Here is an 18,686-nt window from a genome sequence, read left to right as displayed (position 1 = left end):
ATGAAGAAATTTGTCAAAAAACTAATATTACTATTTATAAGCATTCAGTTTGCAGCCTGTGAGGGTAATTTGGAACCTCACTTGTACGGAGTAGTAGATACTGGAAATGCGTTTAGTACTCCTGCCGATCTTTCGGCTGCCACTGTTGCTCTTTATTATGAATTGCGCCAAAAAGGCTGGGGACCTTATTTATTCTGCGATGGAAGTTCTTTTGTGATGGACGAAGTTTCAACAGAAGAATGGACTACCAAATGGTCATGGGTTGCTTTTCTGAATGGCACGTGGACGGATGCCGATCAGATGGTGAAAGGATTCTATAATTGGACGGCACCTAATATCACCCGTTGCACTTATACAATAGCGAAGATGGAGGAGTCTCCGGTGACACAATCGGTGAAAGACTTGTATATTGCGGAAGTTCGGGCACTCAGAGCATTTTTTATGTTCGATTTATATAGGCTTTATGGTCCTATGCCGATGATTCTGGAAGCCGACCAGGCGATTAATCCGGACCCGGATTATAAACCTTATAGACCGACGGCAGAGGAAGTCGGGACTTTTATAACAACAGAACTACGGGCTGCCGCCGACGCGCTTCCGATAGAACAAGCTGAATACGGACGTATCACAAAAGGAGCTGCGCTTCATTATTTGCTGAAATATTACATGCACGAAAAACTGTGGCAGAATGCTTTGGAAACAGCCAATGAAATAATCGGTTTGAATTATTATGAACTGGAAAAGGATTATGCAAGCATATTTTCTGCCCAGAATGAAGGCAATAAGGAATTGATGTTTGTCGTGAGGGCGGAACCGCTTGCCGATTATGGTAATCATACTTATGCCAATATCTTGCCGGGAGACTATGCTTCACCTCATGGAAACATTGTGGAAGGATGGTCCGGACACCGGATGCCATGGGAGTTCTATGATACGTTTGATGAAAATGATCGCAGAAGAGCTCTGGCACAAGCCGAATATACTTCAAAATCCGGTGCTACCATTGATTTGAGGGCAAGCGGTGATGTAGGAGCTCTGCCTTTGAAATATGGGATTGATCCTGAAGCCACCGGTACTTGGGCAGGCAATGACAAAGTGCTCGATCGGTATGCGGAAGTGTTGTTGTTTAAGGCAGAAGCATTGAATGAACTGAATGGTCCTAATCAGGAGAGCGTTAACTTGATTAATGATATCCGGAAACGTGCATTTGGTTTCGGCACTTCTCTGCCTGCGACTCCCGTTTTCAAAGAGAGTTTTGACGGGGAATTTGCCGATGATGTAATAGGTATATTCTCAATGAATAATTATGATCAGGCCGGTGGATCTGCCTGGAAGTATAATGTGGATAAAAACAACACGTTGAACAATGGAAATTGCTTGCATGTGGAGGTGGAATCTTCTGGTACGGAATTCTGGACTTTGCAAATGCGGACAGAGCCTTTGGTGGCAAAAGGACGCAAGTATTCGATAAAGATGAAGCTGAAAGCCTCGAAAGACGTTCAGTTTGAAATTCGTATTGAAGGACCATTGAGCCATATGGAAACTATATCTTTGAAGGCTGGCGAAGTTAAGGAATTCTCAACGCAGACAGGCAAGGCTACGGAAGATAAAAACTGTGCCCTGTTCCTTGCCTTGGGAAATTCAGGCAGCGGCTATGATCTTTGGATTGATGAGATAGAGTTTACAGCGATGGAACAGGCTGCTGAAGGAGGAGAGGATGTAATGAAGCAATTGTCCGATTTTCCGGATAAGGAGTCATTGCGAGACTGGATCCTGAAAGAGAGAGGCTGGGAGTTCTGGTATGAAGGAAAACGGAGGGAAGATTTGATTCGAATGGGGAAATACGTAGAAATCGGTAAGCAATACAGCAGTAATTTCTCAGAGAAGAATCTCCTGTTCCCGATACCTACTTCGGTCATTATTGAAAATTCTCATATTGAGCAGAATCCTCATTATTGATTATGAATTTATTTATCAGTATTCAATAGGTAAGTAGATAGGGAGTTGTAGCAGGTAGCTTTTCTGCAAAGCGATGAAGCATACAGGCTTCAGCTCCCGGTTTATCCGGTATAGGATTGTAAATAAGAATTTTACTAACTAATCATTGAGATATGAAAAAATTAAAGCATTCTATTCTTTCGCTCTTGCTGTTGATGGGAGCATGTATTGTCAGTTGTAGTAATGATGATGGGGAGACTTCCTCTGCCGGTCCGGGTGAAGCGGAGGAAGAAAGTTTCACTATTCCTATATCGAGTCTGCGTTTGAGAGACCCGTTTATTCTGGTCGACAAGCAAACTTCGATGTATTACCTTCATTTTAATAATAACTTGAAAATCAGGGTTTATAAAAGTAAAGACTTGTCAACGTGGAAAGATGAGGGCTATTCTTTTATAGCGAAAAGTGACTTTTGGGGACAACAGGATTTCTGGGCACCGGATGTGTATGAATATGAAGGACGCTATTATTTATTTACCACTTTCAGCAATACAGGAGTGAAGCGGGGTACTTCTATTTTGGTTTCCGATAGCCCGAAGGGGCCATTTACCCCGCTTGTAAATAAGGCGATAACTCCTTCCGGCTGGATGTGTCTGGATGGCTCTTTGTATATCGATAAAGAAGGAAATCCCTGGTTGCTGTTCTGCCGTGAGTGGCTGGAGGCTGTAGATGGTGAGATTTATGCTCAACGGCTGGCGAAAGATCTGAAGACGACCGAAGGTGATCCGCATTTGTTGTTCAAAGCTTCAGAAGCTCCCTGGGCAGGTACTATTACAAGTTCCGGAGTGACGGGCTATGTTACGGATGCTCCTTTTATTCATCGCCTGGATGACGGCAAACTAATTATGTTGTGGTCCAGTTTCCGGAAGCAAGATGGAAAATATGCTATCGGACAAGCGATATCAGCGTCCGGTGACATTCTGGGACCTTGGGTACAGGAACCCGAAACATTAAATAGCGATGATGGCGGACACGCGATGGTGTTCAAAGACCTGAAAGGCAGGTTGATGATTTCTTACCATGCACCGAATTCACAAACGGAACATCCGGTGATAACACCAATTTATATTAAAGATGGAAAATTTGTAGCTCTGAATTAATGTGGCTTTTTCTTTCTGAACCGTCTATAGTATAGAATCAGTTGGCAGAGATAAATAATCTATTTTGTGAATATATGTCTCATTATTTAGAAGGAAGTGTTAACTTTGGCGAAATAGATGCTGCTGACAGGTACAGTCATTATTATACAGAAGGTTAAGTCAGAAAAGTAAATAAATAATTTGAAGAGCTTATGAAAATAAGAAATCTGGTGTTGGGTGCCCTTTGTGGCATAACATTCTTTTCCTGTTCGGCGTCCGGTGGAGGAAAAGATGCGGAAATGGATCGTTTTATAACGGATCTGATGGGTAAAATGACTATTCGTGAGAAGTTGGGACAGTTGAACCTTCCTTCCGGTGGCGATTTGGTGACAGGCTCTGTGATGAATACCGAGCTTGGCGATATGATTCGCAAAGAGGAAATAGGTGGCTTCTTCAATGTGAAAGGGGTTAAAAAGATTTATGACCTGCAACGGCTGGCTGTAGAAGAAACCCGGTTGAAGATTCCTTTGATAGTCGGAGCGGACGTCATACATGGTTATGAAACGATTTTTCCGATACCGTTGGCACTCTCATGCAGTTGGGACACGTTGGCTGTTCAGCAGATGGCGCGAATTTCTGCTATTGAAGCCAGTGCGGATGGCATTTGCTGGACATTCAGCCCGATGGTAGATATCTGCCGGGATGCTCGTTGGGGACGTATTGCCGAAGGAAGCGGTGAGGACCCTTATCTGGGATCACTGTTGGCAAAGGCTTATGTGCGTGGTTATCAAGGGAATAATATGCAGGGAAGAGATGAAATTCTTTCGTGTGTGAAACATTTCGCTCTTTATGGAGCTTCAGAAGCCGGTAAAGATTATAATACGGTCGATATGAGCCATCTGCGCATGTATAATGAATATTTTGCTCCTTACCGGGCTGCTGTTGAGGCAGGTGTCGGTAGTGTGATGAGTTCCTTTAATATAGTAGATGGTATTCCGGCTACGGCAAATAAATGGTTGCTGACAGATGTACTCCGTGACGAATGGGGATTTCAGGGACTTTTGGTTACAGACTACAATTCCATTGCTGAAATGGCCGTTCATGGGGTAGCTCCTTTGGAGGAAGCTTCTGTCCGCGCTTTGCAGGCGGGAACGGATATGGACATGGTTTCCTGCGGCTTTCTGAATACATTGGAAGAATCACTGAAAGAAGGAAAAGTCACTGAAGCACAAATTAATACAGCTTGCCGCCGTGTGTTGGAAGCCAAGTATAAGCTGGGCTTATTTGCCGATCCGTATAAATATTGCGATACACTGCGTGTAGAAAAAGAACTTTATACGGCTGATCATCGTGCTGCTGCACGTGAGATTGCAGCAAAGACGTTTGTCCTTCTGAAAAATGAAAAGAATCTTCTTCCACTGGAGGAAAAAGGAAAAATAGCTTTAATAGGTCCGATGGCAGATGCACGTAATAATATGTGTGGTATGTGGAGCATGACCTGCACTCCGTCCGGACATGGCACATTGCTGGAAGGAATCCGGTCGGCTGCAGGAGACAAGGCAGAAATTCTTTATGCCAAAGGCAGCAATGTGTATTATGATGAGGAAATGGAAAAAGGAGCTGTCGGCATCCGTCCGTTGGAACGTGGCAACGATCGGCAATTGTTGGCCGAAGCATTGCGTACGGCTGCCCGTGCAGATGTGATTGTGGCTGCTGTGGGCGAATGTGCCGAAATGAGCGGGGAGTCCCCTTCCCGCACTAATCTGGAGATTCCCGATGCTCAGCAGGACTTGTTGAAAGCACTGGTGAAAACAGGCAAGCCTGTGGTGCTGCTTCTGTTTACCGGTCGTCCTTTGGTGTTGAACTGGGAGAATGAACATGTTCCTGCTATTCTGAATGTATGGTTCGGAGGCAGTGAGACAGGAGATGCCGTTGCCGATGTTTTGTTTGGTAAAGTCGTTCCGAGTGGTAAGTTGACCACTACGTTCCCTCGTTCGGTGGGACAACTTCCTCTGTTTTACAATCATCTGAATACGGGACGCCCGGACCCGGACAATCGTGTTTTCAACCGATATGCCAGCAATTATCTGGATGAGAGTAACGAACCTCTTTATCCTTTCGGCTACGGTTTGAGCTATACCGATTTTGTATATGGTGACCTGCAACTCAGTTCGGAAACCTTGCCCAAAAACGGGACTCTGACAGCTTCTGTTACCGTAACCAACCGAGGAGATTGTGACGGCTATGAAACAGTACAAATCTATTTGCGTGACATTTATGCGGAGGTAGCGCGTCCGGTGAAGGAACTGAAAGGTTTCGAACGCATCTTCCTGAAGAAAGGAGAGAGCCGCGAAGTGAAATTTGTGATTACGGAGGATGATCTGAAATTCTATAACTCCGGATTGCAATATATCTACGAACCGGGTGAGTTTGACGTGATGATCGGTACGAATAGTCGTGATGTACAGACGAAGCGCTTTAGTGCGGAATAATTATTTTGAAATCTAATATATAGTTACAACCATGAAGAAACTTACAATTCTATTGTTATTATGCGTATTGTGTACGCTTTCACTGCAAGCTCAAAAGCAGTTTACCCTGGTCTCACCCGATGGAAATCTGAAAACGACGATTAGCATAGGTGACCGGCTGACTTATGATATCACTTGCAACAACAGGCAGATTCTTGCTCCTTCTCCCATATCCATGACATTGGATAACGGGAATGTCTGGGGAGAAAAAGCGAAATTATCCGGAACCTCCAGAAAGAGTGTGGACGAGATGATACCTTCTCCTTTCTACCGTGCCAACGAATTGAGAGATCATTATAACGAACTGACATTGCGTTTCAAAAAAGACTGGAATGTAGAGTTTCGTGCATACAATGATGGTATTGCCTACCGGTTTGTCAATCGGGGTAAAAAGCCTTTCCACGTTATAGATGAAGTATCCGATTATTGTTTCCCGTCGGATATGGTTGCCTCCGTGCCTTATGTAAGAAGCGGCAAAGATGGTGATTATAACTCACAGTTTTTTAATTCTTTCGAGAATACGTATACAACAGACAAACTGTCGAAACTGAATAAACAACGCCTGATGTTTTTGCCGTTGGTGGTGGATGCAGGCGAAGGTGTGAAGATTTGTATCACGGAGTCTGATCTGGAGAATTATCCGGGACTTTATCTTTCTGCCGAGAAAGGTGGAAACTGTTTGAGCAGTAAACACGCTCCTTATCCGAAACGTACAGTGCAGGGTGGACACAATCAGCTTCAGATGTTGGTAAAGGAGCATGAAGACTACATTGCAAAAGTGGACCAGCCAAGAAACTTCCCCTGGCGTATAGCTGTGGTTACGACAACCGATAAAGATCTTGCCGCAACCAATCTTAGTTACCTGCTGGGTGCCCCTTCCCGTCTGAGTGATCTTTCGTGGGTTAAACCGGGAAAGGTGGCATGGGACTGGTGGAATGACTGGAATCTGGATGGCGTTGATTTTGTTACCGGAGTAAATAATCCGACTTATAAAGCATATATAGACTTTGCTTCTGCAAACGGAATTGAGTATGTGATACTTGACGAGGGATGGGCAGTGAATTTGCAGGCGGATTTGATGCAGGTCGTAAAGGAGATCGATCTGAAAGAATTAGTGGATTACGCGGCGTCCAAAAATGTGGGTATTATTCTTTGGGCCGGTTATCATGCGTTCGAGCGGGATATGGAAAATGTTTGCCGTCATTATGCTGAAATGGGAGTAAAGGGCTTCAAAGTAGACTTTATGGACCGCGATGATCAGGAAATGACCGCATTCAATTATCGTGCTGCTGAAATGTGTGCTAAATATAAATTGATTCTCGATCTTCACGGCACTCATAAACCGGCTGGTTTGAATCGTACTTATCCGAATGTGCTCAATTTCGAAGGAGTAAATGGGCTGGAGCAGATGAAATGGAGTGCTCCTTCGGTAGATCAAGTAAAGTATGATGTGATGCTTCCTTTTATTCGTCAGGTTTCCGGACCGATGGATTATACACAGGGAGCGATGAGAAATGCTTCCAAAGGTAATTATTATCCTTGTTATTCGGAGCCGATGAGTCAGGGAACGCGTTGCCGTCAACTTGCTCTGTATATGATATTTGAATCTCCTTTTAATATGTTGTGTGATACTCCGAGCAACTACATGCGTGAACCGGAATCAACAGCGTTTATTGCTGAAATACCAACCGTGTGGGATGAAAGTATCGTTCTTGACGGTAAAATGGGAGAGTATGTTGTGACAGCACGACGGAAAGGAGATGTCTGGTATGTAGGTGGAATTACAGACTGGACTGCACGTGATATTGAAGTTGACTGCTCTTTCCTGGGCGATAAATCTTATAATGCTACTTTGTTTAAAGATGGTGTGAATGCCCATCGGAATGGTCGTGACTATAAGTGTGAGTCTTTCCCGGTAAAGAAGGGTGGTAAGTTGAAAGTCCATTTAGCTCCGGGAGGAGGCTTTGCCCTTAAGATAAAATAATATTGTTATTTCATATAGTTCTATTACTATCTGAAAGCTTGAGATAGATTCGATGCTGCTTCGGAATATTCTGGTGCAGCATCGTTTTTTTGTATTAAGTTTTGAGTGGTTTGTTTCTTTGTGTTCATAAGATACCAAGCAGCTTTAAAATATGATAGAATGTGCAAAACAGTGCGGCATTGCGTAAATCTTACATGCTTTATCTGCAATTATGTGTATAAAGTATTCTTATGAAGATACTGATATTCGGAAAAGCTGATTTTGATGTCGTTCAACTCAAAGAGAAACTCAAAGTGGAACTCAAAGAGAGCCGCTTTGCAGAACTTGAAGTAAAGTATCGGATTCTCCCTCTGGATTTCTTAGATAGTAACTTTTCTATAAACTTCTCTCTTTTATTTTCAAGTTAGCGATTCTATCTGACTGAGATGTTTTATTTATAACTAGAATTTAGCAGTTTTTTCTCTCCAAGTGAATTTAGTATATGTTTTGCTCCCATGCTCTCACTTTTTGCTTGTATCGTCTTATTCATCGTTGTTACAGCTGTGATAGCAAGTGTGGTAGCAGTGTGGTAGCAGGCATTTGCTCTCACTCTATATTCATGCTTTAATACACATTTTTCTTGATGTTATAGTTTTATATTCAGTATGTTAACCTCTTATCTGTCAACTATTAATAATTGACGTTCCATCTGTTAATAATTGATATATCAGGTATTAAGATCTGATACTCCCTCTATTATTGTGTGATAAATGCTTTTTTCGCTTATGTCCATACTCCTGTTCTTCCTAAGAGAACAGGTTAATCGGGACATTGTTATGGTCGGGTTGGTTGAATCGTGCGGTACTTTTACTCCACTCGTGCGTTCATTTCACTTCAATCATGCGTTCCTCCTTATCCACTCATGCGGTCCTCTGCTCCCGTCTCCGGTTGTTTCCTGAGGTTTCTTGCCTCTTGAAACTCCAGTTCCAGATGGTTTGAAACTTTAGTTTCCCCTGCTTGAAACAACAGTTTCCTCCGCTTGAAACAAAGTATTTTTAAAAGATGCGCAAAGATAACGCAACTATGCTAAAAATCAAATAGTTATAAAACATTATTTTTAGCAAGGTGGTAAAAGGAAAGCAAAGGAAAGCACATTTAGAGGTGAGTTACGTTACCAAATCGTAACTCACCCCCAATAGCAGCAATATATGGTTTAATAGTTTAATTTTCAACCTATTGCCTATTTCTGCATAACCTCAAATAACTCAAGAGTAATTAAATTTGTAACTAAAAAAATTGAGTTATGAGAAGTACATTCAAGGTGTTATTCTACACCAAAAACCAGTCAGTAAAAAATGGTAAGGCACCGATTATGGGCCGTATCACCATTAATGGAACCCAAGCAGGTTTCAGTTGTAAGAAAGAAGTGTCCCTTACTTTGTGGGATGTCAAAGCCAACCGGGTAAAAGGTAAATCCGAAGAAGCCCGCACGTTGAATCAGGAGCTTGATAATATCAAGGCACAAATTACCAAGCACTATCAGTATATTTGCGACCATGACAGTTTTGTTACCGCTAAGAAAGTCTATAACCGCTATGTCGGTTTCGGAGATGATTATCACACTCTGATGGGCCTGTTCAGAGAACAGCTTGAATCCTACAAGGAAAAGATAGGAAAAGGAAAGGCGGAAAGTACTTATCGCGGACTGGTTGCCGATTACAAAAGTCTGTTGTTGTTCATGAAGAGCATGAAGAATATAGAAGATATTGTCATAGACGAACTTGAAAAGTCGTTTATTGAAGATTATTACACTTGGATGATCGGCACATGCGGTTCGGCAAACGCTACGGCTTTCGGCCGTGTCAATACCCTGAAATGGCTGATGTACATCGCGCAGGAAAAGGGCTGGTTGAGAATCCATCCTTTCACATCTTTCGAGTGTAAGCCGGAATACAAGAAAAGGTCTTTTCTTACCGAAGAGGAGTTGCAGCGGCTCATTCATGTGGAACTGAAATACAAGCGCCAGCGTGCCATGCGCGATATGTTTCTCTTCATGTGCTTCACCGGACTTGCCTACGCAGACCTCAGGGCCATTACTTATGACAATATCCATACCGATTCCGACGGAGGCACATGGCTGATGGGCAACCGTATAAAAACCGGAGTAGCCTATGTCGTGAAGTTATTGCCCATAGCCATCGAACTGATTGAAAAGTACAGAGATGCGGACGAGAAGAAAGACTCCCCCGATTGTGTTTTTCCGGTAGGCGAATACAACACGATGTTTCTCAGCCTCAGAATTATCGGCAAAAAGTGCGATTGCCATACCGAAGTCACCCCGCATATCGGACGCCACACATTCGCCGTTCTGGCCATCCTCAAAGGGATGCCACTGGAAACCCTGCAAAAAGTGTTGGGGCACAAATCCATCCTTTCAACACAGGTATATGCCGAACTTATCAATCCGAAAGTAGGCGAAGATACAGACAAGATATGCGAGAAGATAGGCCATGTTTACAAACTTGCCATCTAACATGACATGAAAAGAAACGTCCTCTAAGCTAAGCCATAGCTCAGAGGACGTTTCTTTTCCTTTTCTTCTCTTTCTTTATTTCCTGAACCGCCTGAAATCCCTATAATTCTTTTTCAGCACTTCATACAGTCCGCTTTCCGGATAGAGCAGTTTTCCGCCGATGGTGGTATAGGGCACCGCCTTCTCATCCCTTAATGTTTGCAGCGTGCGCCGTGAAATGTGCAGCATGGCACATACGTCATCCCCGGTCAGGTAATGTTCGTCGGCAATCGTCGGACGTATCCGTGCCGTCGCATCCTCTACCACTTTTCCTGTTCTCCTGATCCATCCGGTCAGTTCTTTGAACTCTTCCGAATCCCTTGTGATAATCTCCGCCATATCCTTATTTTCTTCTGATTGATCCGTTTTCCAGAATCTCCTGAATATCCGTTTCCCGGTAAAAGAATTTTCCTCCGACATTCGAGTAAGGGATAATTCCATTGTCCCGATAGTTTTGCAGGCATCTTTTCGATATGCCCAGAGCGAGGCACACGTCCTGCGCATCCATTCATTTGTCCAATGCGGGCGGGGCAATCTTTTTCTGAAAATCACCCATTTGCACGGCCAGCGTACTGACCAGCCTTCTCAACTCCTGATACGCGCTTGTTTCAATAATCGTCAGTTCCATACTAAAATCATTTTTAAGTTTCTGAATATGCGCAAAGTAAAGCATATCTTCCGTCCCTTCCAAACCACTGAAATCAAAGTCACCCATTGGCGTGCATTGGCCTGATAAGACAAAGGCCCATCCCTGCATCCACGCAGCAACGGGCCTTCACCTCTTTTTACCAGTTTTTTTTGTTATCCTACATCTTTCTGCCTTTACTCTTTTTCGGTATTTCCTTTTCCACCTGCCGCATATTGGGGAAATGCTCCTTCAGCAAACTTTCCGCCAGTTTCTTCGCCTTCTCCTGCATCTCGTCATAAACGTCCCATCTATCCTTGCCCAGCAGCTTGTTTTCAATCCTCTCAAACTTCTCATGGAAACTGAAATTGTCCGGGTACTCATCTATCAACCCGTTTCCGGGATAACCCTTGTCCATAATATACAGCAATGTCATCCGGTCGTAATTATCCACACTCCGGGCCAATCCAAGTCCTTTTTCATTATCCGTCAGCCGGGCATAATTCTCTCATGTAGGCGAAAGATCATATACCTCTTTATCCGTAATACTCTTCAAAACCTCTTTATCCAGATAGGCATCTGCCGGAATCTTCTCCAATGGCAACAAACTGTCATAATCATCATAACAGCGGTTTATCTTCCCTGCCATCAGTGAAGGCCATCCCTGAAGCTCATATACCGTCAGCGACTTGCCTTCAAAATCCGGTTCAAAGAAACGCCTCTCGATATTTGCTTCCATAAAGGCCCCGTATTGGTGGTTCCCTTCATAGTTCCGGCTGAAAAGCAATACCCCCTTGTCCGTTTCAACACCCGTATAAAACTTATTCCCATGCTTCAAGTCATCCAGCATATCCGCCACTCCCACAGGTGATGCCTTTATTTCCGACCACATTTTCGGCGTAAGCCAGCGAGTATAAGTCTCATCCCTCGAAAACGGGTCTGTCTCATTTCACAGACAATACACCACTTCCGACAGTCGCTGGTATCTCTGCAACTTTATCCCATGCTCGTCCATCGCCTTTTCCAGCCTTTGCAGATAATCTTCATTGTCACCTTCCTGTAAGGGCGGCACAATGCCCATATCGGACACATTATAATACATCAGGCCCATAGTCGGCATTTCCTCGCATTTCAGAGCCTTTTCCACGTCTTCCTGCATAAACTCCTGAAAACCTTCCTCACCCGTACCTTTCATGCTGATATGTACCGGATTGAAAAATTTGTCCACCGTTATATATACGCTACCCTTTATCGTTCCACTCTGTTCCTTTTCCATCCATCCAAAAATTAAATGTTTATACTCTGTCCCTTCTTTTTAAACGGTACCCTCGTCTTCATTTCCACGTCCGGGAACCGTACATTATCCGGCCGTGTCACCAGCAGCGAAACAATCCGTTCCTGCTCCTTTGTCAATGGCGCACGCATCAGTTGCAGGTTTCTAAGTCGGTTGAAGTTTCTCAGTGTCGATGCCATGTCGCAGCGTTTCGTGCAAATCCCGTATCGCAATATATCCGGTGAGGCGGTTTTGCAGTCTCCGATTTCCATCCGGTACTTCGCATCCAATGGTGCCACCTCATGAAATCTCAGTTCCTCCGGTTTTCGTTTTCCATCGAAAAAGTGCCCGGTCAAATCGTTCAGAAACTCTTCCAGAACCTTGTCCCCTTTATCGCTTTTTCCAAAAAGTAATACTTTCTGTCCGTATTCCACCGCCGTACACGTAGGAAACGCTGCCAGTCCGTTCCTTATCACATCGCCATCCATTCCGAAACGGTGTCCCAGCCGTATGTAATCCTCATTCTCCGTCAGAGCCGTATGCGCTGCCGATGCAGACAGTTGAACGATGCCCCTTTCCTCGTAAAAAGCCGCGTCCCGCAGCCTCACCACTCCCGACGGGTGAATCTTCTCCCGTTCCAGTACCGGACACAGCCATTCAAGGTAATCCGCATTGTCTGTTCCAAGTATGGGGGGAATCATGGACTTGTCCCTAAAGTCGAAACGGAACATTCAATGGTCGGGAACAAACTCCCTGCCTGCGGCATGAAACCCCACATTGTTACCGATATAACGGGCGAACCCATCTTCGCCCTCTCCCCGCATACTCAGATACACGGGCCGGTAGAAAGCGTCCAGTGTCATGTACAGACTGCCGCTTTCCATTCCGTCTGCATTCATCTTCTTTTCCATAAATTATGTCTATATGATCAGTTGTTTCTTTTCTTTCTTCTGTGGAGTGACTGGGGGCACATGTTTGGCGGTCTGCCTTCCTTTGCGTTCCTCTTTTTCCGGCTTTCCGTCCGGCAAGTTGTCTTCCGAGTGGCGATGGGGTGTCAGCTCCGGTATCTCCACTTTTTCAGTGATCCGGTTTATCCGTCCGCCCAGCCTGAATTGTCCGTCCGTGATATGGAACTCCGATTGCAGGATGTCATGTGCCATCGCCTTCGCTTCCGTCTGCAAGGCCGCATAGCCGAAGTCGTGTGCCGAGAGCGGTGCTTCCCGTCTCACCTTGATGCAGTCTCCCAACTTTTCCGCCAGTTCCCTGAACTCATGCTGATAGCTGAACGGATGGAAATAGTCCGCTTCCATAAGGCCGGCATATCCGTTCTCCGAGATATACAGCAGTGCCGCCACGTCATAATTGCGGGGAGAGATGCCCAGATTGAAGTCCTTTGTCAGGCGATCAAAGTTATTGAAGTCGGGACGTAAGTCGTATTTGTCGGTGCATACGCCACCTACCAGCATCTCCTTTCCCGCCATCTTTTCGGGCGTGAAGCTGCATGCCGATTTTCTCAACTGCGCGTCATCCCTGCGCAGATCCGCTTTCGAGAGCTTGTCAATGCAGTTGTCCGCCAGTTCTGCCATTGGGCGCATGGGAATCTCTATCTCGTACAGTTTCAATGTTTCCGCTTTTTTGCTGAAGTTGAAGAAGCCATCCGCCAGATATTGCAGGTAGGTGTTGCGTGCTTTAATCCCCTTCGGGCTGTCCGAGAAGAACAGCACCCCTTCGTCCGTTGCCGCAGCATACATCCGCTTCTTTTCATCGTCCGCTGTGACGGACACGCCCGCCTGTTCTGTCGTCCCACGTCCCGGCAGGAGAGATAGCCAGCGATCCGCCCAATCTTTCAATAGTCCCATAACTTGATTTATTTACATGGATTCATGGTTGCAAAGAAAATGCTTTGTCCGCCAATCCGCAACATCGCATATATGCAAGTCGTCCGTTGGCGTACATTGGCGTGCAGCGTTTACGCCAATCTCTTGTCCAGCATCCGGTTATAACTCACACGCAGGGAGTCGATAAACGGGGTGGTATCCGTACAACGGTCAAACACCTTTCCCCGTTTGGTGTACAGCGCGTTTATTTTCAGATGGAACATTTCCTCGAACACCCGCACAACATCCGCCACCGTCAGTTTCCTGCCTTCCGCTGAAGTCACGGCACCGGCAGCCATCAATGCCGCCACCAGCTCTATCAGGTCGCTGTCCGTACCGTTCCACGTCAGCGTTACAGAGCCCTTCTTCCCGTTCCTGCATATCGCCTCTTCCTTCAATTCCGTTGCTGCCGTTCCGCCATGCCGGAGCATCTCTTTCATCATCTGTTCTTCCGCATCCAGCAATGCGAGTGTCTTACTGATGTAAACATCGAACAGAACGTATCTTTCCGTTTCATTCATAGAAACGGTGTCCTGAATCCCTTTCAATTCTATTTTCGTGTAGAACAGTCGGCGTAGCTGCGCGCAAATGTTTGTCCCATCTGTCGGGAGTGTAGCCAGCAACATGGCAAAATCATCATAGGCGGCAGACAGCTTCTCCGCACCGTTACGGACTCCGTCCGCATAAGAGGCGAACAATCCGAACAAGAGAGTATCTTTCAAGATTTTCATGGCAGTAATTGTATCTGTTTCATTTATATGCCATAGAAAGGCAAAAAAGATACCATCGTACGGAATTGGTTGGTAGTATTAGAAGTAAATCACTGTATTACAATCACTTGTGCGTTTTATAAAAGAACATGTATATCAATGTGTCGTGTAAAAGCCGGACACGTGTACGGAGGTCGGACACGCGGTTATTGAAGGCCGTACTTCCGCAATTTCTCGTAAAGCGTGCTCCTTGATATTCCCAGCAGCTTTGCCGCTTCCTTACGGTTGCTCCCGGTCTGTTCCAGTGCCCGCATGATGCATTCCTTCTCTTTTTGCGCATCATTCAGCGCAAGCATCCTTGCCGCACCCGTCCCGTCCGCTTCCCGGACGGAAAAAGCCAGACTTCCGGCGGCTACCCGTTTTCCATCAGGCGTAAGCAGTACGGCACACCTTACCGTATTCTTCATTTCCCTTATATTTCCCGGCCACTGATAGGCCTCCAGTCTGCTCCGGGCCTCCCTGTCGAAACCTTCCGCCCTTTTGCCCAGTTCGGCATTGGCCTCTTCAAGAAAGAAGTCCGCAAGCGGGAGTATGTCCTCCCTGCATTCCGCCAGCAACGGCAGGCGTATGGTAAATTCATTCAGGCGGTGGAATAAATCCTCCCTGAAACGTCCCTCCGCAATGGCCTTTTCAAGATTTTCATTCGTGGCGGCCACCAGTCGTATGTCAAACGGGTATTCCCTCGTATCCCCCAACGGCCTGTACCGTTTTTCCTGCAACGCCCTCAGCAATATGACTTGTGTCCGGTACGAGAGATTCCCTATCTCGTCCAGAAACAACGTACCCCCGTCAGCCGTGCGGAACAGTCCCGCCTTGTCGCTCTCCGCACCCGTAAACGCCCCCTTCAGATGTCCGAAGAACTCCGATGCCGCCAGGTCTTCCGGGACCGTCCCGCAATCGACGGGAACATACGGCTTATTCCGTCTGTGGCTCCGTTCATGTATTTCGTGTGCCACATGTTCCTTTCCCGTACCCGACGCGCCCCGCAGCAATACCGAAATGTCGGCGCACGCTATCAGTTCTATCTGTCTGTACATCTCCTGCGCCTTCGCGCTTTCACCACGGTAGAAAGATGTCTTGCCGCTGTCCCCTTCCTTTATTCCGATAATAAGTTCCAGCAGGATGTCGGGCTGCACGGGCTTGCGCAGATAGTCCGCGGCCCCCAGCTTGATAGCCCTCACCGCATTTTCCACTTCCCCGTAGTTGGTCATGATAATGACCGGGACCATGCACCGCTTTTCCCTCATCCATTCCAGCAGGGACAGGCTGTTGTCATCCGGCAGACGCATGTCGGCCAGTATCAGGCTGAACGCCCTACCGGCAATCGCCCTGCGTGCGTCCGTTATGGTCGTCACGCACTGTGTCTTCATGCCCTGCTTCACCAGCCAGTTGCTTATGGTACGGCTGAAAACGATGTCATCCTCTATAATCAGTATGGTCTTCATCTGTTTTCTCCCTGATTTTTCTTGCCGACTCCGTCAGTCTTTCCGCTGCATGGATTATTTCCCCGATTTCCAGATATTGCTCTTCCTCCCACACAGCCGCCGTGTGTGTCACCAGGTAGCGCAGGCGGGCCATCGGGAAGTCCATCCGCACCGTTTCCCATAACGGAAGGTTCTTATGCAGCACCTTCCGTATCGCATCCCTGTCACGCCTGCAAAGCGCATTCTCTAATGTATGGATGCTATCTTCCGTTTCCCGGATAAAAATATCCAGCATCCCTCCCTTGTTCTCTTCCCCCGAAAGGATGAACGAGAAATCGGGTTCTTTCTTCCCCGTTTTTACCGCCAGACGGCTTACGGCACTTATCAGTTCGTCCATCGGGAACGGCTTTCGCAGGCTACCCGCAAACCCGCAGGAAATATAATATTCTTCATCGTCGGCGCAGGCCGTGACCGCCAGTACGGGTATCATGCGCGCGTTCTCCATGTTGGAGGAACGCAGCAGGTCAAGAATCTTGTAACCGTCCATGTCCGGCATCTGTATGTCCGACAGAAGCAGGTCGTATTTTCTTTCCCTCAGTGCCGCCATCAGTTCCTGCACCGTCCTGCAACATCCGCACCGCACCTTGTACCTCATAAGCATCCTGCGGGTTACATCCAGCTGTATCCGGTCGTCATCTATAACCAGCACATGTATGCCTTCCAGTCCGTAGTCCTCCGTATGTCCGGTTTCTCCGTCATCCTCATGTTCCGCCACTTCCGGCAGGGGAAGGGCCACCCTGAACAGACTGCCCGTCCCGGAACGGCTCTCCACCGTGACGTGCCCGTCCAGCAGTTCCGTCAAACGGGAGACGACAGCGAGTCCGAGGCCGAAGCCGGGCAGATGCCTTGCATTGTCCAGACGCTCGAAGGCCCTGAATATCCTTTTCTGTTCATCCTCCGTCATGCCCGGTCCGGTGTCTTGCACGCTGAAGCACAATTCTCCCTGCCCGTATGCCGCCTGCAGGCTGATTTTCCCCTTCCGGGTGAATTTTATAGCGTTGGAAAGCAAGTTGTTGGCTATCTGCATGATGCGCGGACGGTCTCCTTCCACCACAGTGTCAAGTCCCTCGAAATCCGTACAGAGCGCAAGCCCTTCCTTTCTTACCGACGGCGTATGCAACTTCACTATCTCATCGAAAAGCGACAGCGGACGGAAAACCGTCACATTCATTTTCCCCTTGCCCGCATCCAGCAGATAAAATTCAACTAATGAGTTCACGAGTCCTATCATGTAGTCGGACGAACGGACGATATGCACCGCATACTCATCCGTCCGCTTTCCATCCGCTTCTCCGGGCAACAGCTCGGCATACCCTCTGATAGCTGCCAATGGTGCACGCAGGTCGTGCGCAATGGTCAACATCATGTTTTTTCTGGATTGCAGCAGTTCCTTGTTTTTCAGGTCGGAAGCTTCCAGTTCCCTGCGGTACCGGAGGCGTCTGTTTACGTCGCGGTGCAGGATGGCATACAATACGATGGCAAGCAGGAATACGAAAAGGGCAAGCATCTCCGCCACGTTGTAGGACGCTTCCCGATCTGTCACGATGGCATTATATCTCGTTTCTAACCGTTCACCGGCCGCCTTGTCGAAATCACCGACCAGCCCGTTCAGCCTCTTGTTCAGTGCCTGGCTGCTAAAATGCAGGCTGTCCATCTGGGCCGACAGTTTTTTCCGCTGTTCCTTCTGCTTTTCGCTCACCTCGCGGTTTAGCGAATGCAGTAGATGGACTGTGACGGCGTTCCCGCTGTTTTGAGTCGTGGGTAGCGGTATTTTTTTCTCTGCCGCCCGTTGCTGCTCCCGTTGTTGCCTATAAGCGGATTTTTTCTCTTTTCCGCTGAAAACCCTCTTCAGAAAACTTTTCTTCTTCTCCGGCGACTCTTCCCCGGTAACTTCTTTCCCTGCATGAACTTCCTTCACGGCAGCGGTGGGGATATTCCTTGCCGGTTGCCTGCGCACCTGCCTGACGATAGCCGGAACTTTTTCGCCCACCGTCTCGCCGATGCTCTCCTGTTCGTCAAACGTGCTCATGGCTGCCGACAGGAGCATCTCTTTCTGTTCAAGCAGCAGACACACCGAATCGATGCGCTCCTGCTGTTCCGGCATATGTACAAACTGCCGCAGTTCTTTCAGGACATCACACGTCTTTTCTCTTTTTTTACGGTATAGTTGTAAGTCGCTTTCACTCCAGATGCTTGCCACTTCGCCTTGCGACGACAGTTCCAGCAGGCAGCCGTAAGCCTTGCGTGTAAGCTCGCGCATCATGCCCAGTTCCTTCATTTCGCGTTTCAGCTCATCCCGCTTCACGCGTTCCCCCCGGAACAGATAAATAACAAACCCCAACAGAAGTATCAGCATGGCATATCCTATGAATATTTTAAACTTCAATCCCATTTTCCCAATTGCTTTGTTCTATTCCTCGTCCTCATTCGCTTTTCTGCCCTGCGCACTGCCTCCTATGCATACAAGGGTAACGAAAGCGCTCAAGAAAACACAGACGGAAAACACGACTATGACCA

Annotated in this window: 16 protein-coding genes and 1 pseudogene; 6 read left to right on the top strand and 11 right to left on the bottom strand. The window is 46.8% G+C overall.

From position 1 onward, the window contains the following. The 6 genes from K6V30_RS23145 to K6V30_RS23120 all read left to right on the top strand — a co-directional run bounded on the left by K6V30_RS23145 (position 1) and on the right by K6V30_RS23120 (position 10,101). The gene (locus tag K6V30_RS23145; RefSeq protein WP_022301859.1) at positions 1-1,959 is read left to right on the top strand and encodes a RagB/SusD family nutrient uptake outer membrane protein; all 1,959 of its coding nucleotides are present in this window, start codon (positions 1-3) and stop codon (positions 1,957-1,959) included. Positions 1,960-2,111: 152 nt separating this feature from the next. After that, positions 2,112-3,095, top strand: coding sequence for a glycoside hydrolase family 43 protein (locus tag K6V30_RS23140; protein ID WP_010539080.1), 984 nt, complete (start codon positions 2,112-2,114; stop codon positions 3,093-3,095). Positions 3,096-3,286: 191 nt separating this feature from the next. Next, positions 3,287-5,566: a beta-glucosidase BglX gene (gene bglX / locus K6V30_RS23135; protein WP_010539079.1), complete on the top strand. Its 2,280-nt coding sequence runs from the start codon at positions 3,287-3,289 to the stop codon at positions 5,564-5,566. A gap of 31 nt (positions 5,567-5,597) precedes the next feature. Continuing rightward, the gene (locus tag K6V30_RS23130) at positions 5,598-7,589 is read left to right on the top strand and encodes a glycoside hydrolase family 97 protein (RefSeq protein WP_010539077.1); all 1,992 of its coding nucleotides are present in this window, start codon (positions 5,598-5,600) and stop codon (positions 7,587-7,589) included. A 230-nt stretch (positions 7,590-7,819) separates the two neighbouring features. Continuing rightward, positions 7,820-7,996, top strand: coding sequence for a hypothetical protein (locus K6V30_RS23125; RefSeq protein ID WP_022301860.1), 177 nt, complete (start codon positions 7,820-7,822; stop codon positions 7,994-7,996). Between the two features lie 875 nt (positions 7,997-8,871). After that, positions 8,872-10,101 (top strand): site-specific integrase, encoded by a 1,230-nt coding sequence (locus tag K6V30_RS23120; protein WP_083312299.1) that lies wholly within the window; start codon positions 8,872-8,874, stop codon positions 10,099-10,101. Positions 10,102-10,176: 75 nt separating this feature from the next. Here K6V30_RS23120 and K6V30_RS23115 read toward each other — a convergent pair whose 3' ends face one another. From K6V30_RS23115 to K6V30_RS23065, 11 genes and pseudogenes are all read right to left on the bottom strand, one after another. Beyond that, positions 10,177-10,479 carry a helix-turn-helix domain-containing protein gene (locus K6V30_RS23115; RefSeq protein WP_070612763.1) on the bottom strand — a complete coding sequence of 101 codons (303 nt, stop codon included), beginning with the start codon at positions 10,477-10,479 and terminating at the stop codon, positions 10,177-10,179. Between the two features lie 4 nt (positions 10,480-10,483). Further along, positions 10,484-10,648 (bottom strand): helix-turn-helix domain-containing protein, encoded by a 165-nt coding sequence (locus tag K6V30_RS23110; protein ID WP_070612765.1) that lies wholly within the window; start codon positions 10,646-10,648, stop codon positions 10,484-10,486. Continuing rightward, on the bottom strand, positions 10,649-10,855 hold the full coding sequence (locus tag K6V30_RS23105) for a hypothetical protein (RefSeq protein WP_141758172.1): 207 nt from the start codon (positions 10,853-10,855) through the stop codon (positions 10,649-10,651). Between the two features lie 91 nt (positions 10,856-10,946). Beyond that, positions 10,947-11,657, bottom strand: a pseudogene (locus K6V30_RS23100) (DUF6047 family protein). 57 nt (positions 11,658-11,714) lie between these two features. Next, positions 11,715-12,041 (bottom strand): hypothetical protein, encoded by a 327-nt coding sequence (locus tag K6V30_RS23095; protein ID WP_070612769.1) that lies wholly within the window; start codon positions 12,039-12,041, stop codon positions 11,715-11,717. 11 nt (positions 12,042-12,052) lie between these two features. Then, the gene (locus K6V30_RS23090) at positions 12,053-12,769 is read right to left on the bottom strand and encodes a DUF6047 family protein (protein WP_070612771.1); all 717 of its coding nucleotides are present in this window, start codon (positions 12,767-12,769) and stop codon (positions 12,053-12,055) included. Continuing rightward, the gene (locus K6V30_RS23085; RefSeq protein WP_070612774.1) at positions 12,770-12,949 is read right to left on the bottom strand and encodes a hypothetical protein; all 180 of its coding nucleotides are present in this window, start codon (positions 12,947-12,949) and stop codon (positions 12,770-12,772) included. It abuts the gene before it with no gap. Between the two features lie 9 nt (positions 12,950-12,958). Beyond that, positions 12,959-13,897 (bottom strand): DUF6047 family protein, encoded by a 939-nt coding sequence (locus K6V30_RS23080; RefSeq protein WP_224207211.1) that lies wholly within the window; start codon positions 13,895-13,897, stop codon positions 12,959-12,961. A 110-nt stretch (positions 13,898-14,007) separates the two neighbouring features. Next, a complete protein-coding gene (locus K6V30_RS23075) occupies positions 14,008-14,646 on the bottom strand; it encodes an RteC domain-containing protein (RefSeq protein ID WP_070612778.1) in 639 nt (212 codons plus the stop codon). A gap of 185 nt (positions 14,647-14,831) precedes the next feature. Beyond that, positions 14,832-16,130 (bottom strand): sigma-54-dependent transcriptional regulator, encoded by a 1,299-nt coding sequence (locus tag K6V30_RS23070; RefSeq protein ID WP_070612780.1) that lies wholly within the window; start codon positions 16,128-16,130, stop codon positions 14,832-14,834. Next, a complete protein-coding gene (locus K6V30_RS23065; protein ID WP_070612782.1) occupies positions 16,102-18,561 on the bottom strand; it encodes an ATP-binding response regulator in 2,460 nt (819 codons plus the stop codon). Before K6V30_RS23065 ends, K6V30_RS23070 begins: the two co-directional genes overlap by 29 nt. Positions 18,562-18,686 lie beyond the last annotated feature (125 nt).

Origin of the sequence: Bacteroides faecis (genome assembly GCF_020091505.1) — a bacterium.
Classification (GTDB): domain Bacteria; phylum Bacteroidota; class Bacteroidia; order Bacteroidales; family Bacteroidaceae; genus Bacteroides; species Bacteroides faecis.
Note: the sequence above shows the minus strand (reverse complement) of the source record. Positions and strands in the feature narration are given on the sequence as shown.

Bases quoted from the DNA above. Each gene is read 5' to 3' on its own strand.
- K6V30_RS23115 (WP_070612763.1), bottom strand. From the start codon at position 10,479: ATGGCGGAGATTATCACAAGGGATTCGGAAGAGTTCAAAGAACTGACC.
- K6V30_RS23090 (WP_070612771.1), bottom strand. From the start codon at position 12,769: ATGTTCCGTTTCGACTTTAGGGACAAGTCCATGATTCCCCCCATACTT.
- K6V30_RS23110 (WP_070612765.1), bottom strand. From the start codon at position 10,648: ATGGATGCGCAGGACGTGTGCCTCGCTCTGGGCATATCGAAAAGATGC.
- K6V30_RS23105 (WP_141758172.1), bottom strand. From the start codon at position 10,855: ATGGGTGACTTTGATTTCAGTGGTTTGGAAGGGACGGAAGATATGCTT.
- K6V30_RS23075 (WP_070612778.1), bottom strand. From the start codon at position 14,646: ATGAAAATCTTGAAAGATACTCTCTTGTTCGGATTGTTCGCCTCTTAT.
- K6V30_RS23120 (WP_083312299.1), top strand. From the start codon at position 8,872: ATGAGAAGTACATTCAAGGTGTTATTCTACACCAAAAACCAGTCAGTA.
- K6V30_RS23085 (WP_070612774.1), bottom strand. From the start codon at position 12,949: ATGGAAAAGAAGATGAATGCAGACGGAATGGAAAGCGGCAGTCTGTAC.
- K6V30_RS23080 (WP_224207211.1), bottom strand. From the start codon at position 13,897: ATGGGACTATTGAAAGATTGGGCGGATCGCTGGCTATCTCTCCTGCCG.
- K6V30_RS23070 (WP_070612780.1), bottom strand. From the start codon at position 16,130: ATGAAGACCATACTGATTATAGAGGATGACATCGTTTTCAGCCGTACC.
- bglX (WP_010539079.1), top strand. From the start codon at position 3,287: ATGAAAATAAGAAATCTGGTGTTGGGTGCCCTTTGTGGCATAACATTC.
- K6V30_RS23095 (WP_070612769.1), bottom strand. From the start codon at position 12,041: ATGGAAAAGGAACAGAGTGGAACGATAAAGGGTAGCGTATATATAACG.
- K6V30_RS23065 (WP_070612782.1), bottom strand. From the start codon at position 18,561: ATGGGATTGAAGTTTAAAATATTCATAGGATATGCCATGCTGATACTT.
- K6V30_RS23140 (WP_010539080.1), top strand. From the start codon at position 2,112: ATGAAAAAATTAAAGCATTCTATTCTTTCGCTCTTGCTGTTGATGGGA.
- K6V30_RS23125 (WP_022301860.1), top strand. From the start codon at position 7,820: ATGAAGATACTGATATTCGGAAAAGCTGATTTTGATGTCGTTCAACTC.
- K6V30_RS23130 (WP_010539077.1), top strand. From the start codon at position 5,598: ATGAAGAAACTTACAATTCTATTGTTATTATGCGTATTGTGTACGCTT.
- K6V30_RS23145 (WP_022301859.1), top strand. From the start codon at position 1: ATGAAGAAATTTGTCAAAAAACTAATATTACTATTTATAAGCATTCAG.